General features: G+C 40.2%; 11 protein-coding genes. 2 read left to right on the forward strand and 9 right to left on the reverse strand.

The window, feature by feature from the left end; all coding sequences use genetic code 11:
• Positions 1-171: 171 nt before the first annotated feature.
• The 5 genes from ACLRYO_RS05685 to ACLRYO_RS05705 all read right to left on the reverse strand — a co-directional run bounded on the left by ACLRYO_RS05685 (position 172) and on the right by ACLRYO_RS05705 (position 6,620).
• The gene (locus ACLRYO_RS05685; protein WP_278467396.1) at positions 172-1,236 is read right to left on the reverse strand and encodes an AAA family ATPase; all 1,065 of its coding nucleotides are present in this window, start codon (positions 1,234-1,236) and stop codon (positions 172-174) included.
• Positions 1,237-1,642: 406 nt separating this feature from the next.
• Positions 1,643-2,791, reverse strand: a complete 1,149-nt coding sequence (locus ACLRYO_RS05690) for a glycoside hydrolase family 3 N-terminal domain-containing protein (protein ID WP_278467394.1) — start codon at positions 2,789-2,791, stop codon at positions 1,643-1,645.
• A gap of 489 nt (positions 2,792-3,280) precedes the next feature.
• The gene (locus tag ACLRYO_RS05695) at positions 3,281-4,711 is read right to left on the reverse strand and encodes a [FeFe] hydrogenase, group A (protein WP_156697369.1); all 1,431 of its coding nucleotides are present in this window, start codon (positions 4,709-4,711) and stop codon (positions 3,281-3,283) included.
• Positions 4,712-5,035: 324 nt separating this feature from the next.
• Positions 5,036-5,410: a hypothetical protein gene (locus tag ACLRYO_RS05700; RefSeq protein WP_156697370.1), complete on the reverse strand. Its 375-nt coding sequence runs from the start codon at positions 5,408-5,410 to the stop codon at positions 5,036-5,038.
• Positions 5,411-5,522: 112 nt separating this feature from the next.
• Entirely contained in the window at positions 5,523-6,620 is a 1,098-nt protein-coding gene (locus ACLRYO_RS05705) for an ArsR/SmtB family transcription factor (protein WP_123138232.1), read from the reverse strand.
• Positions 6,621-6,722: 102 nt separating this feature from the next.
• Between ACLRYO_RS05705 and ACLRYO_RS05710 the strand changes: the two genes are divergently transcribed.
• Complete coding sequence (locus ACLRYO_RS05710) at positions 6,723-8,078, forward strand: MFS transporter (protein WP_278467392.1); 1,356 nt, start codon at positions 6,723-6,725, stop codon at positions 8,076-8,078.
• Between the two features lie 314 nt (positions 8,079-8,392).
• On the opposite strand, the gene ACLRYO_RS05715 is transcribed toward ACLRYO_RS05710, so the two are convergent.
• The 4 genes from ACLRYO_RS05715 to sfsA all read right to left on the reverse strand — a co-directional run bounded on the left by ACLRYO_RS05715 (position 8,393) and on the right by sfsA (position 13,922).
• Positions 8,393-8,764 carry a hypothetical protein gene (locus tag ACLRYO_RS05715; RefSeq protein WP_038125617.1) on the reverse strand — a complete coding sequence of 124 codons (372 nt, stop codon included), beginning with the start codon at positions 8,762-8,764 and terminating at the stop codon, positions 8,393-8,395.
• 79 nt (positions 8,765-8,843) lie between these two features.
• On the reverse strand, positions 8,844-11,312 hold the full coding sequence (gene gyrA / locus ACLRYO_RS05720; RefSeq protein ID WP_413084726.1) for a DNA gyrase subunit A: 2,469 nt from the start codon (positions 11,310-11,312) through the stop codon (positions 8,844-8,846).
• A 170-nt stretch (positions 11,313-11,482) separates the two neighbouring features.
• Complete coding sequence (locus ACLRYO_RS05725; RefSeq protein WP_413084727.1) at positions 11,483-12,289, reverse strand: hypothetical protein; 807 nt, start codon at positions 12,287-12,289, stop codon at positions 11,483-11,485.
• Positions 12,290-12,659: 370 nt separating this feature from the next.
• Positions 12,660-13,922 carry a DNA/RNA nuclease SfsA gene (gene sfsA, locus ACLRYO_RS05730; protein WP_413084728.1) on the reverse strand — a complete coding sequence of 421 codons (1,263 nt, stop codon included), beginning with the start codon at positions 13,920-13,922 and terminating at the stop codon, positions 12,660-12,662.
• Positions 13,923-14,314: 392 nt separating this feature from the next.
• On the opposite strand from sfsA, the gene ACLRYO_RS05735 reads away from it, so the two are divergent.
• Positions 14,315-15,271: a DUF1858 domain-containing protein gene (locus ACLRYO_RS05735; RefSeq protein WP_413084729.1), complete on the forward strand. Its 957-nt coding sequence runs from the start codon at positions 14,315-14,317 to the stop codon at positions 15,269-15,271.
• The last annotated feature ends 1 nt before the right edge of the window (position 15,272 follow it).

A 15,272-nucleotide genomic window follows, 5' to 3' on the forward strand; every position in this document is an offset into this window, starting at 1 on the left:
TCCATAGTACACCGTACCTATGCGATTCAAAGGGTAATTGCTGAAAATAGATAATTACCAAAAATGACACCACATACATAATGTGGTGTCATTTTTTAGAGGAAATATATACTATCATTGGGTAATAGTATTCAATCTTTAGGTAATAGTATTCAATCTGAAATTGTCTGATTAAATCGCAATACACGCGGCTTGGACAAAGTCCTTTAGCTGCGGTTTTACATGATTATAATATACATCAGCGCCATAACCGCGCACGATATCGCCCCAGTATTTATATACATAGCGGTACCAGAAATGGAACATACTATTCGTGAAATGGTAATCCGCGTACTTCGCGTTCCCACGGTTACTTGCCTGAATGCGGCCCACGAGTCCCATAGACATGAGATCGTTCAAACGAGATGTGAACGTGCCACTTTTAATTTGGCTTTCTTGTAAAAGCTCCACGTAATACGGTCTTTCCAAGCTAGCAAGACCCGTTAAAATGGCATTGGCGCCGGTTATATTTTTCATATCTCGATGCAAAATATACTGTGTTTCTTCAAAGAGAGCTCCCGTTACTGAGAAGAACAAGTTAATAATATTCGTATCGATGCTTTCACCATTATCAAAGTATTGCACATAGGCAGGCAAGCCACCTGTTACGGCAAAGACGGTGCGCAAATCGTCCTTTGCATAGTGAAGGCCCAAGGATTTCATATCAACCAAGGAAAATGGTTTCACCTCGAGGTATTCGGACACGAAAGGTCCAATAAGGCTGCGATCGCCAATGATGCGGCCATCGAGCTGTTCCATGCCATTCGCCATCAAAATGATGTTTAATCGGCTCGTATCTTTATAGGTATCTAACAAGTCACGCAAGTGAATTGGGAACTGAGGAACAGCCTCTACCAAGGCAGGATAATCATCAATCACCACAGTTTGAGGTGTTTTCACACTACTTTCAAAGAGCCTTACAAAGGCCTGCTGCAAACTCTCTACAGGCTCGAATGTATCTTGAGCATCAGCAGGAACAAAACGTGCCTCAAGAGCTCTATTTATATCAGCCACATGGACTGATTCATTAGCCATGCGCCCCGCCAAGTATACCGCCTTATGACGGCGTACAAGCTGCGAAGCCACATAGGATTTACCACTGCGATGAGGGCCATATACAACACATAAACTCATTCGGCCCAATGCAATACGGGACTGGATACGCTCTATAATCTCAGCACGTCCCACAAAATTCATATACTCACCTCCAACTATTTACGGAAATTATTATATCATAATTTTAAATCATTATTAAACTTTTTTTCATATAGTTAACATAGCTTTTTATTATGTTAATTTTTTTACGCATCAAATCAGAGCTTTCATGCGATACGTGTTGCCTTACCATCATAAAAGGCCTTATGATTACTTTATTCTCATATACGTTTGATATCAACATATCCTATAAAGCATGGTTATATAAGATATACATATTAAACTATATATTTTATATTTTAATCTATATATGTTAAAAATGACGTGCTTACCAAAAGGTATAGCACGTCATTTGCATATAAAGTATATTAAATTGTTACTGAATGTTCTTATACTAAGCTTCTTAATAATAAATATCTAATTACATAATCTGATATATCTACATATTTTATGGTTCAATTTGAGTTTGCATTTTCATCAATAAAATGCGCTTAACTGATTCGTTGAGGCGCTCGGTCGTAATCGTTCCATCCGCCACCGCCTGGGTCAGCGCACGATGGACTTCATCGATATGAATCGTATCCGCATCAACAAGGATGAGATCACTGCCCGCCAAGATAGAGGCCACAGCGTAATCGCCTATCTTTTGATTAGATTGCAACGCACCCACATCGATACGGTCTGTCATAACGATACCTTTATAGCCAAGCTCCTTGCGAAGCCAACCATCAATAATCGCCTTAGAGGAGCTCGCCAAATTCTCGTTATCGATAGCAGGAATTTGAATATGGCTCATCACGAGCATATAGCTATTCGCCGTCGTCTGTGCAATGAGACGTTTAAAGACGGCTACATCATTATTGCTGAGATACGCTTTCGCCTCATTAGCAGATCCAAAGGACGCATCCCCTAAGGTCACCGCCGGAAAGTAGTTATAAGCGAACCACATATGATTAATTTGGTAACGCTCCACCATGGCAAGGTTTATATGGCCTGCCCACGTGGGATCAGATGTATAGGACATATTAGGTACACCAAGATTAGCATTAGGCCCAATAACTAGGTTAAAACCCATATCCCGCATTTCAATAGCAGATCGCGTGGCCAAGTTGATGATACGATCCATAGGCAATTGCCCCCACCGATTGGGCTTCGGCAACCGCAAGAAACTTTCATTCCCATGCAATATGCGATCACGATGTACCCCGATATAGGGTGTCACCATGCTAGAGGTTATCGCCGTTTGCATAATATCACTGGTGAAAGTTTTCACTTGGTTCTTATTAATAAGATTTTCATTCGTTAGCATAACACCACTGACACGGTATTTTCGGATCACATCCTTTTGGGATTGTCCTATCGTACTGCCATGAAGGCTGATCATCATCAGCTGCCCCACCTTATCCTCTTGAGACATAGCCGCAAGCCAAGTGTCCACCTTTTCAGAAACCGGCTTGTCGGACTCCATGACGGCACGGTACGATACGGTTCGTACCGTTTCTTGTTCTGCCTGACTCTCATGTTGGCATCCAGTTGTACCAACGACAGCAACTAGTAAGGCGATGCCACTCAGGACCCGCCGAAAAAACTGGTTCATCTCTCCTAAAAGCTCCTTAATGCTTACGCAATATTATGAATATTATGGACTTTCTATGTTGCTCTCCCAATGCAACACCCATAAGTCCCCTCTTAATCCGTACAGTATATTTTTATATTATACACTAAATGATTCATCTTTTCCTCATAATAAAATAATTTTTTTATACTGGATTATTATAATAAAGTTATACAGTAAAAATATGTGAATTTTGAATAATTATATAAAAAAATCCTACGAATCGTTTAAAAAGTGACCGCACTGTAACAAAAGGCTACGTGAGTATCAAGTCACTCATGACCCGTAGGATTTTCTATTTTATGTTGCTATACCCTAAATGGCTAACGCTACTATGAGTGTATAAACATTTGATTACTTTATAACAGCCTGCTGTTTGAGTAATCGACTATTATTAACCTTTAAATTTTTCTTTCTTTACTGGCACATAGTCAACACCTTCTTGCACCATATTCAAGCAATCGGCTATCATTAGCCTTTGAATTTAGGGGATGTTGGGCATGTTTCAGGTGTTACATCTTTACGAGTACCAAGAACTGCACTACGATTTGTGTAGTGTGTATGTAAAAGTTCGTGTGCCTTATGGCCCAATGGTTCGCCTAAGAAATCTTTGTACAATGTTTGGATTTCTTCATTTTCATAGGACGCAACCCATTTATAGTTTTCGTCAGCTTCGTAAAGACCGCCGATACGGGCTTCCTTAGTTTTAACTGCTTGAGGCAATTTAGTGCGCGGTTGACCACCGCCACCAATACAGCCACCTGGGCACGCCATAACTTCGATGAAGTCGTAGTGTTTGCCACTGTCTTTCAATGCATTCAAGAAGTCACGTGTATTTTTACCGCCATGAACAACAGCAACCGACAATGTTACATCATCACCCAATTGAACAGTTGCCTCTTTTACACCTTCCATACCGCGAACGTCTTCGAGGTGAGTCAACGCATATGGAGGTGGCTCTTTATCAGTGATGAGCTTGTAAGCCGTACGCATCGCCGCTTCCATAACCCCACCAGTGTTACCGAAGATGATGGATGCGCCAGTTTCCATACCGATTAAGTCATCAAATTGGGAATCTTCAACGGCATTGAAGTCGAGGTTTTCCTCTTGGATCCAACGGATGAACTCACGAGTTGTGATGGAAATATCTGTATCCATGCCAAGGGATTCATCATTATGGTAACGAGCCGCCGCATTTTCTTCTTCCCGTTTCGTTTCTGCTTTTTTAGCCGTACAAGGGTTTACAGATACGGATACGATATTACGAGGATCGATGCCTTTTTTCTCTGCAAAGTACGTTTTAATCATGGCCGCTTCCATAGCGATACAAGAACGTGTGGAAGACAAGTTAGGAATCAATTCAGGGAAGTAGATTTCCGCAAAGCGAACCCACGCTGGGCAGCAGCTTGTAAACTGAGGAATTTGACCACCGTTTTTAAGGCGTTCTACAAGCTCGGATGCTTCCTCCATAATGGTTAAGTCCGCACCAAAGTTAGTATCTACTACATAATCTGCACCAAGTGCACGCAAGGCACCGACCATTTTACCTTCCAAGAATGTGCCAGGTTCATAACCGAAGCCTTCACCAATGGCTACACGAACAGCCGGAGCCGTTTGGATAACGACGATTTTTTCAGGATCTGCAAGGGCTGCTTTTACCTTTTCAAGCTCGGATTTAGCATGCATAGAGTCGAATGGGCATGCTGCCGCACATTGACCGCAATGGATACATACAGGCACATCGCCGTTTGCATCAAGGTCGTAGTAATCAAGTACGCTCATTACATCCGCACAAGCGCGACGGCATAACGTACAGTTTTTACACTTGGAAATGTCGTGATAAATGGATGGATTGTCTAGTGCAATCGGCACGCGTTTATCGATAAATTCGTATTGAGACATGAGGACCTCCTCTAATAAACTATAACTACCAAACCTATTGGGGCGAAATATGCCAAATTACGGTGCACTGCGCCCAAGCCATACTTCTGCATCTTACCTATAGTATACGCTATAGTGAAAGTTTATACTATGTAGAATTGTTACACTTTTGCACAAAATCTCCGAAAAGTGTAATTTAAATCACATTTTACCATGAAACAATAAATAATTCACATAAAAAACGCACGCCCTCCATAGGAGAACGTGCGCAAGTGAAGCTTTCACAAAATCATTCAATCTAGACAAGCCTGTACTGATCAAGAGTGTCTTGTCTGTAGGATTCAATTATTTACCGCCCCAAATAAGTTGGAATACAGCGTACGCAGGCGTACCTGGCTCAACTTTACGGCTATCTTTATTAACTTGTTCCTCTTTCACAACATAACCTTGTGGGTTATAAAGAGTCACCTTAAGATCCTTAACTTCCCGTTTTTTGTGATTGAACTCTTCAGTCACGATGTAGTGATAACCTTCGTAGTCCATAGCCTTAATGTCCATTACCGCTTTTTTATCGTCTTTTTTAACAGAATCATTGTCGATAGACCAAGTAACACCATTGCTATCAGTGCCTACTGTATACCAATTAGCCGCATCAACACTACCAATACCGCCGATTAATAATGCGCCTGCTGCCAAAACAGCTGCCAATGTTTTTTTCATATTAATACCTCTCAAAGAAAATACAAAAATATACAAATTAGTATATAAGGGAAAACTAAATGTTATATGAAAACTATCTCTATCAACCCACAACATGGTAATTCATCTTCTCTTAATTTCGAAAGAAGCGATAGAAATTTGGCATAAGTTGAGTAACTAACTCTGTCGGTTCATATAAAACAAACTTCTTCACTTTTCTTGCTTTCAATAACTTTGCATCTTTTAAAATTTGTAAGTGTCTCGATACACTTGAATCAGTCATTAATAAAATTTGTGCTAAAGACTGCGTCGTACATGGTTTCTCCAAAATATAGTTCATAATTTGTAGCCGCACTGAATCACTCAAAGCTTTAAAAATAGTAACTAATTCCTCCGGCGTGGAGTTATAGTAACTTGGTTGCTCCATAATATCATAAGTAATAGCAATTCCTTGATTAAAAGGTTCAACAAACAGATGTGGCCAAATAAAATAGCTTGGTAACAACATAATAGAATCGCTATCCTTTAAATGAATCTCTTGGTCAAAAGGTTTAATAATGGATAAGGCATCTTTTTCCCAATGGATTCGATCAATTTGTAAATGATTAAACATCTCTATAAAACCTTTTTCCCTCAAAAATGAAGATTGCTTTTGTATTTCAATTAAAAGCTTTTGCTCAATTGATTTTTCTTTCCAAGTATCATCAAAAATTGATTTTCTATACCAATCAATAAAAGAAAAAAGTCTCCTGTAAACACTTGTAGCATTTCGTCTCAAATCTTTAAGCAATTGATCATTTTCATTTAAAGAAAAATCTTTCCACTCTAGTCCTTTAGCTAATGTTGGAATAAAGGCATTTTCTCTATCATCTACTATTCTCTCCAAATACTCAATTAATCGAATAGTTGAATAATTAGCAAGAAATTCCTTTAAATTTTGTATTTCCTCTTCAATCGTTGTCATATGAGAGCGAAAATTACAAAGCAAAATAGGAGAGACCCCAAGTTCATAAAAAAGTTGGAAATAATGAAGATTCTCATAAAATTCTTCAGTAAGTTTATCTTGTATCTCAATCACCCAGTCAATATTAGTTCCATGATGGCGAGGATTTAGAAGAACATGTAAACTTCTAAAAAGTTCATTTAGAGGGGAATACACAAATTGTATTCTTTGTATCAACGTTTCATTTGTTTTCAAAGCATAATCGCTAAACCGAATTCTAATAGCCATAAACATCCTCCTGAACGATTCGATATTTTTTGAATCGTTTGATTATAGACTTTAGACTTATTATATTATACTTAATAGTTTTAAAGAAAAGGAGAAATCTTTATGAATAAACAATTGCAAGATTTACTCATAACAATTGTTGCAGGTATGGGAATGTTATTATCCACTCTTGATACAGGAATTATCAATATAGCATTACCCTTTTTAAAAGAACAGTTTCAAACTTCAACTGATATTGCAGCCTTCACAATAACTGGTTATACTTTAGCTTTAGCTATCTCTATCCTACCTTTAGGCGTATTAAGCGATAAATTTGGAAAATTAAAAATTTCTTATTTAGGATTCATGCTTTTTGGTCTGAGTTCTCTATTTTGTGGCTTAATTAACAATATTAATTTATTGATTATTGGACGAATTTTTCAAGGCATAGGAGCCGCTGCTTTACAAGCTACTTCTGCCGCACTAATTACAACTTTAGTGTCTGAAAAACGTAAAAATAGCTCTATTGGTATTCTAGGAATTATGATTGGTCTAGGCCCCATCCTAGGGCCTTCTTTAGGTGGGATTATACTTTCTTTAAGTTTCTGGCAACTTATTTTTTTGATAAATATTCCTTTTGTAATTCTCGGAATTGCATGTAATAATTTTCTTCTCAATAAACTCTCCGAAAAAAACAACAAACGACAATTAGATATGCTTGGAATTACTATAAACACTCTCATGTTAGTTTCTCTCTTATTAGGATTATCTTTATTAAACAAATCACATCTATTTGTAATTGGTATAATCCTGATACTATCCAGCTTGTTGCTCGGAATTATATTTTACTATGTGGAACTTAATAACAAACACGCACTTATCGATATCAAAGGATTAAAAAATAATCCTCAAGTAATCTCTTACCTTTTTCAAACAGTTACTTTTGGCTTTGCCTCTGCAATGATCTTTTTACTTCCCCCCTTCATTTTTGAACAATCATATCATCTAGAAGTTGGGCAAACTGGATTTCTTGTTCTAGGAGCTCCTACAGGGCTGGTGCTTTTTTCAAGAATATCCAGTAAAATCAATAACGGCAATAAAAATAAGCTATTCAGCCATATTGGTCTAAGTATTATTCTCATATCCTTGATTTTTCTCTTACTAATCAATCCTAACTGGCCTTATCAACTCTTAACATTAGGATTATTCATCTACGGTATTGGTGGAGGATACTTTCAACCTGCTAATATTGCCAGTATTATGCAAGCCAGTCCTATGGAAATCCAAGGAAGTACAGGAGCTTTGCAGCGAATGCTGCAAAATGTTACGATTTCAATCGGTTCAGCTGTTGGTGCAACTTGCTTAAATCTTTGGTCAAATGATTTATTATTAGCAACTCGAATTGGTTGGGGAATTACACTAATTCTGGTTATTATAAGCTTAAAAGAAGTAATTAAATTTTCCCATCATAATAGTTAATACAATCTAATCCAGAGGCTGTAATTAAAACTTAGTTTTAATTACAGCCTCTTTGTCATATCTATTCAATAACACACCTACCTAAAACAAAAGCACACTCACCTTGGAATATTCCCTCTGTATGGGAAAAATGAATCTGACACGATTTAATATGGATATTCACCCTGTAAGAACACTAATAATATAGAAAGCCCCGAACTATTCTGAAAACGACTTAGGTCACTATGGAGGCTTTCAGGATAGTTCGGGGCTATTTATACATTCTGAGTATCTAAATAGACAGAGCGAATATCAGCTTCTATTAAATTGTTGGATTATTTACCCCATAGGGCCTGCATAACTTCCGCCCCCATGGTGTCCGGTTCAATTTTCGTAGGTTTTTGTGTTTCTTTACTGGATAGCAATGCTATACCGGCATTGCTATATACTGTTGTATCAAGTTCTGTCCATGTTTTTTCTTTGCGATCGATCCGTACTGTGTAGATATATGTAAAGCCTTCTACATTGTTAATTTTAACAAGTACTGTAGCCGCATCATCTGTTTTATATACAGAAGAGTTGTCAATAAACCATGCCGCATCGTCAGCATCAGCATCGATATAGTACCAGTCAGCAGCACTAGCTTGACCAAAGCCACCTACAAAGAAAACTCCTGCTGCAAACATAGCAGCTAGCCATTTTTTCATTTTTAAACTCCCCAACACTAGAGGCGACCATCTTAGATGGTCGCCCATGGTTACTCAATAGTTAATATAGTGTTTTATATTATTCTACTTCTTCTTCGATTTCAGCGCCTGGAATAACAGCAATACTAGCTACCTTATCGCCTTCGTCGAGATTTTGTGTTTTCACACCAGAAATAGCTTTGCCTTTCTTCACAGCGATATCGTTCATGTTGAAGCGGATGATTTTGCCTTGCTCAGAAATAAGCATAACTTCATCATCATTATGAACAACCTCTACAGCCACTACGTCGCCTGTTTTGTTCGTAATCTTGAAGTTCTTAGAGCCTTTACCACCGCGTTTTTGCAATGTATAAGCTTCCGCATCATTGCGTTTACCAAAACCTTCTTCAGAGATAGTAAACACTTGTGCTTCACTTTCATCAGTATTAAGAACACCAGCGCCTACAACTACGTCGCCTGCATTCAATTTAATGCCACGCACACCGTGAGCTGCCCGTTTCATAAGGCGCACATCATGCTCGCTAAAGCGAATAGCGATACCCAACTTAGTACCAATCAAGATGTCTTGATTGCCAGTCGTTACGTTAACGGAAATCAAACGATCGCCTTCGTCGAGGTTAATCGCATTGAGACCAGAACGACGGATATTACGGTATTCTTCAATAGCCGTACGTTTTACAACGCCAAATTCAGTGACCATAAATAAATTTACATCTTCATGGACACGTTCAAGGTCGATCATAGTCGTAACGGATTCGCCTACCGCGAGTGGCAATACGTTAACCATGGCGGTACCGCGAGAGTTGCGGGAACCTGCTTCCGGCACTTCGTATGCCTTGAGGCGATATGCACGGCCTGTAGATGTGAAGAATAACAATGTATTATGGGTCCGCACATGCATAATTTGCGTTACATAATCGTCTTCCTTCGTCTTCATGCCGATAACGCCAGCGCCGCCTTTATGTTGGTTGCGATATACGTTCGCGTTCATTCGTTTGATGTAACCTTGTTTAGTCAAGGTAATAACCATCTCTTCGTCAGCGATGAGATCTTCTACATCAAGGTCGGACGTATCGATCGTGATTTCAGAACGACGAGGGTCGCCGTATTTTTTCTTCATATCATCGAGTTCGTCTTTGATGATTTGACGTTGACGCGCTTCGCTAGCCAAGATAGCTTTCAAGTCTTCAATCAATGCCAACAATTCCTTGTATTCGTCTTCGATTTTCTCGCGTTCCAAGCCTGTTAAACGGCGTAAACGCATGTCGAGGATGGCTACCGCTTGTTTTTCTGAAAGCCCGAATTTTTGCATCAATGCGTTACGTGCGATTTCGTCAGTTTGAGAACTGCGAATTGTAGCGATAACTTCATCGATGTGGTCGAGAGCGATTAATAAGCCTTCCAAGATGTGTGCACGCGCTTCGGCTTTGTTAAGCTCGAATTGAGTGCGGCGTACGATTACATCTAGACGGTGATCTAAGTAGTAACCCAATACTTCTTTCAAATTCAATACGCGAGGATGTCCGTCCACAAGGGCTAGCATAATCACGCCGAAAGATTCTTGTAATTGAGTGTGTTTATACAATTTGTTGAGTACGATGTCTGGTTGCACATCAGCGCGCAATTCGATAACGATGCGCATACCTTGACGGTCAGATTCATCGCGAAGTGCTGTGATACCATCGATAACCTTGTCACGGCTCAAGTTCGCAATGGTTTCGATAACGCGAGCCTTATTAACTTGGTACGGAATCTCAGTCACTACGATTTTATGCTTGCCCTTGGACATCTCTTCGATGGTTGCACGAGCACGCATCTTAACGCTACCACGACCTGTGGAGTACGCTTTTTTGATGCCTTCCCGGCCCAAAATGAGAGCCCCAGTCGGGAAGTCTGGACCTTTGATTTGCGTCATCAATTCTTCCACAGTTATCTCTGGATTATCGATGAGCATAGTAAGACCATTACACACCTCGTTGAGGTTATGTGGTGGAATATTTGTCGCCATCCCTACGGCGATACCGCTGGAACCATTGATGAGAAGATTTGGAATCTTCGCTGGCAATACTGTTGGTTCTTGCAAGCTTTCATCATAGTTCGGCATGAAATTAACAGTTTCCTTGTCGATATCGGCAAGCATTTCTGTTGTAATCTTCGCCATACGTACTTCGGTATATCGCATCGCAGCGGCACTATCGCCGTCGATGGAACCAAAGTTACCGTGACCGTCTACCAAAAGGTAGCGCGTATTAAAATCCTGCGCCAAACGAACCGTCGCGTCATAAACGGAGCTATCACCATGTGGATGATACTTACCGAGTACGTCACCGACGATACGAGCGGATTTCTTATACGGTTTATTTGGCGTCATGCCTGTTTCGTGCATCGCGTACAAAATACGGCGATGTACTGGTTTCAAGCCATCGCGCACATCTGGAAGAGCACGCATAACGATTACGGACATTGCATAATCGATGTACGCATTCTTCATTTCTTTATCAATCTGAACGGGATGAATATTCCCGTGGGACCATTGTTGGTCTGCCACAATCTCACCTCATTTTACTAACACTGATACTAATTCATCATATAATTATAGCATTTTTGCGTATATAACGCTATATTTTGTAAAAGTTCCTTCCCATTACATGGCCCAATTGTACAACTGTTGCCCAACTGTAATTAATTCTATAAAATATAGTAACCTCTATCTCTTATTTAATGAGCCGCATGTTGTATCATATGATCTAAAATGCTAACAAAATCTCGTTCTACAGCCGAAGTGTCATTACCAGTACTACCAATGCCTGTTAGCATGGTTTCTTTCCAATCATTTTTTGCCATAAATCGAAAGGCGATCAAATACTTAGCTTTTGTTTTGTCCGCTTCTCCTTTTGGTAGATAATAAAAGCCTACGCTTCTATCAGAAGGAGGGTGCAATAACGCTGGATTGTCTTGCGGTTTATACAAACTATATATAGATTTCATAAAGGTTAGAATATCTTTACCCTTTACAGATTCGTCTACAAAGATAATCTCATCATATGTGAATAGAGATATCTTATTAGTACCTGCCACACGTGTCGCTTTAGACTTAGCTAACTCCAAGGCTTCCTCGTGCGTCGCCATCCGCATGCCATACTGCTTAGCACGCTCCACTAACGAACCATTCAAATGAACTAAATACGCTTGTGAATACGTAAAATTCGCATCATTTTTTCGCTCACCACCAGGGGCCGGCAAGGTTGGCCACTTCACTACAGAATTTGTGGTAAAGGAAAAACCATTACTTTCATCATAAAACACATACACATTTCGCTGGAATGGCTTCTCCTTCTCTACCACAGACGACTGGAGAACAAGATTCGGATGCACAACCGAAAACTCCTTCTCCACACTAGACTTGATATCCTCTGGTGTAGCAGGATCACCATTCTCCGTCGTCCAAATGAAAGAACAACCACTCAACACAACACTACAAACACACACCAAAACCAACAACACAAACCTAACAAACAAAGGCATACACAACCACACCTCTCTCCAAATATTCCATGTGTATCAAAGAATTCTATCAAATATATAGCCACAATTATTGATAAAATCAGCTGATTGTTGATACTCTACTTCACTGCCTTTTCCCAATCAGGGGCCTCGCCCCATGCGAAAGGAAAAGGGCTTTTGTTGTTAATGGTCGAAGCAACTAGTTAATAGAAAACATAGGTATGGATGGGACGAATTCACATATAACGTTATAAAAAAGGGATTCCCTTATTGATGAGCGACTTAGCTCGCTTTGGAGCGAAGAGATAAGGGAACCCCTTTTTTAATAATCTCGCATGCTTGTATTCGGGCCCCATCCATACTATTTTTAGTTATGCTCCATTAACAACAATCACTTAACTAGCGCATCCAATTTATTCATACGAAAATCTTCTATCACATTCATAAATTTTTTATTATGTATCGGGTTCTCGCTCATTCCGAATAGATGACTGTTGCAGTCACAATCGCTGCACCCAAAGTTCGGTACATTCCATTCCGCAATAGCTCGCACCGCATCAGCGAGAGCACATTCTACGTCAATTTTAGTTAAATCTACATCTGCGATTTCACGAGCAGCCGAGTCATCGTCAGAGAATTTACCTTTACGCCGTTCCTGAGCAGAAATTGTCATAGCCTGCGGCCGTCCACTGGTACGTATTGGTAAGCCCGCTATCATTTCACAGTGACCTCGGAAGTAATCAAGATGCCAGTGCATTTTCTTCCGTTTTCGTTTATGACGTTCAATACGTTTTGTTAAATTTGCCTTCGCAGAACCAACGTACATATAATAACCAGATTTGAAATGCATTATCCCTTTAGAACCGATTTCGAGATCTACATCGTGATCGAGGTGCATGACCATCACATACACGCCACTATCATGAGCCTCTATATCGAGAATACTACTAGGATAGGAACATTCATGTGTCACCGTAGGCATGGTGAAAGTCTCATTCCACGCCACAGCAACGGCTTTCCAATCTAAAAAAGGTGCTACCTCTTTAAAAGTACGGGCAAATTTCAAATCCGTATGATAATCTGGCAAGAACCACTGTGCTTGGTCCCATTGCACGAGAAATAGAACGCCTGTGTGGTAGCCTTCATTTTGCAATTCTTTCAGATGCAATAAATGCTTGCGGCCTCGCTCTGTAATCGCATCAGGGAACATGGCTCCCGTCTTGGAGAACAAAGTACAGGACTTAACCTCTAGTAAGAACTCATCGCCCTTATCATTGGTGAGGAGCAAGTCAAAGCGAGATGATGTGCCGTGTAGTTTAACCGTATACTCCCGTCTCACTACGCGCCACTCCTCCCAACCAGGGATCAGTTTATTTTCGATTAAATGTTGCGCCACATCGTTGCTGTAGTTTGTATCGAGCATGATAACAACGCCATCACGTTCTATACCTATCACGCGGTATTTCGTCTTTGCATCCGACTTGTCGTGAGGCACGATGTACATCGTTATCCCCGTAAACAAGAGCTCCCACATACGCCCTGGGTTAGGCAAATGAGCAAGTATGCTTTCACCATTCAAATCTAAAGTCACCACAAAACGATTCGGGCGACCTATATATGTTACTTTTAAAATAGTATCGTAAAGGACTTTCATCGTTTCTCCTACATCAAAACATTCTATATGTCTATTATACGATATGTTACCCTTGGGTTTCATCTATAAACAGTATCATATATAATTATAGTTAGTAACAATCAATAATTAATATTAAAAAGTTCTATTTTTGTAGCTTGGGTTACATTATTGTTTGTTAAAATGGTTTATACTAAGAGCGTCGGGTCAGTATTCTAAATACCCATACTGATCATTACGTCGGGTTTTGTTGAGGCATCGCCTAGTTGATCTCATCCCACTTGTCCGTATATATGTGCGAAGCTTTCACAAAACCCTAGGGCGTAAATAATTAATATATAAAGAGTTTTATAGATTAACTAAGTAGTTTTAGCCACTATTCTCCGCAGAGAGGGCTCGAGAAAGGATTTATCATGGCACAAATTGCAGCAAATTTACAACGCATTAAAAACGGCCAACGCCGTTATGCAATTACACCTCGCATTCCAGGAGGTTTCATTCAACCTGATCAATTACAAAAATATATCGACGTAGCGAATGAGTTCGGCGCCGTTCTTAAATTAACTGGCAGCCAACGCATTATGATTACAAATTTGAAAGCAGAAGACGTAGATAAAGCATGGGAGATGCTTGGCATGGAGCCAGCGTACACTGTATCCAACCGCGTACGCAGCGTAAAAATCTGCCCAGGTACTACCTTCTGTAAACGCGCTAAACAAGACAGCGTACATCTTGGCATGCAAATCGAACGCAAGTACTTGTCCCTTGAAATGCCAAGCAAAATGAAAATCGGCGTGTCCGGTTGTCCAAATTCTTGTACTGAAAGCCGCATGAAAGATGTGGGCGTTATCGGTACTGTAGAAGGTTGGAATGTATACGCTGGCGGTAGCGGCGGCGCGCATCCTCGCATCGGCGACCTCATCGCAGAAGTTAAAACAGAAAAAGAAGCTCTTGCATTAGTTGATCGAATCATCGCATACTATAAAGAAAACGCACAAATCGAACGCATGGGCGAATTCATCGACCGCATTGGTTTAGAGGCTTTCAAAGCAGCTGTATTGGACGACCTCGAAGGGGCTCCAGCTGAAAGCAAGTCCGAAGAACCAGCTGTGTTCTTACCAGGTCAAGGTAACGATCCTGAAGTGGAAGCACCACGCCTCGAAGCAGGTGCCCCTATCACTCCAGACACAATTATTCGCGACATCGTTGAAACCTATCCAAATGTTGTACCTGTATTACAAGGTATTGGTATGGGTTGCCTAGGTTGCCCATCTGCAACAGCTGAGCCATTATGGCAAGCCGCAGAAATCCACGGTTTTAATGTATACGATTTAGTAGAGAAATTAGAAACAGCACGAAAAGGAGCTTAAT

The organism is Veillonella parvula (genome assembly GCF_047241225.1).
GTDB classification, from domain to species: Bacteria; Bacillota; Negativicutes; order Veillonellales; family Veillonellaceae; genus Veillonella; species Veillonella parvula_O.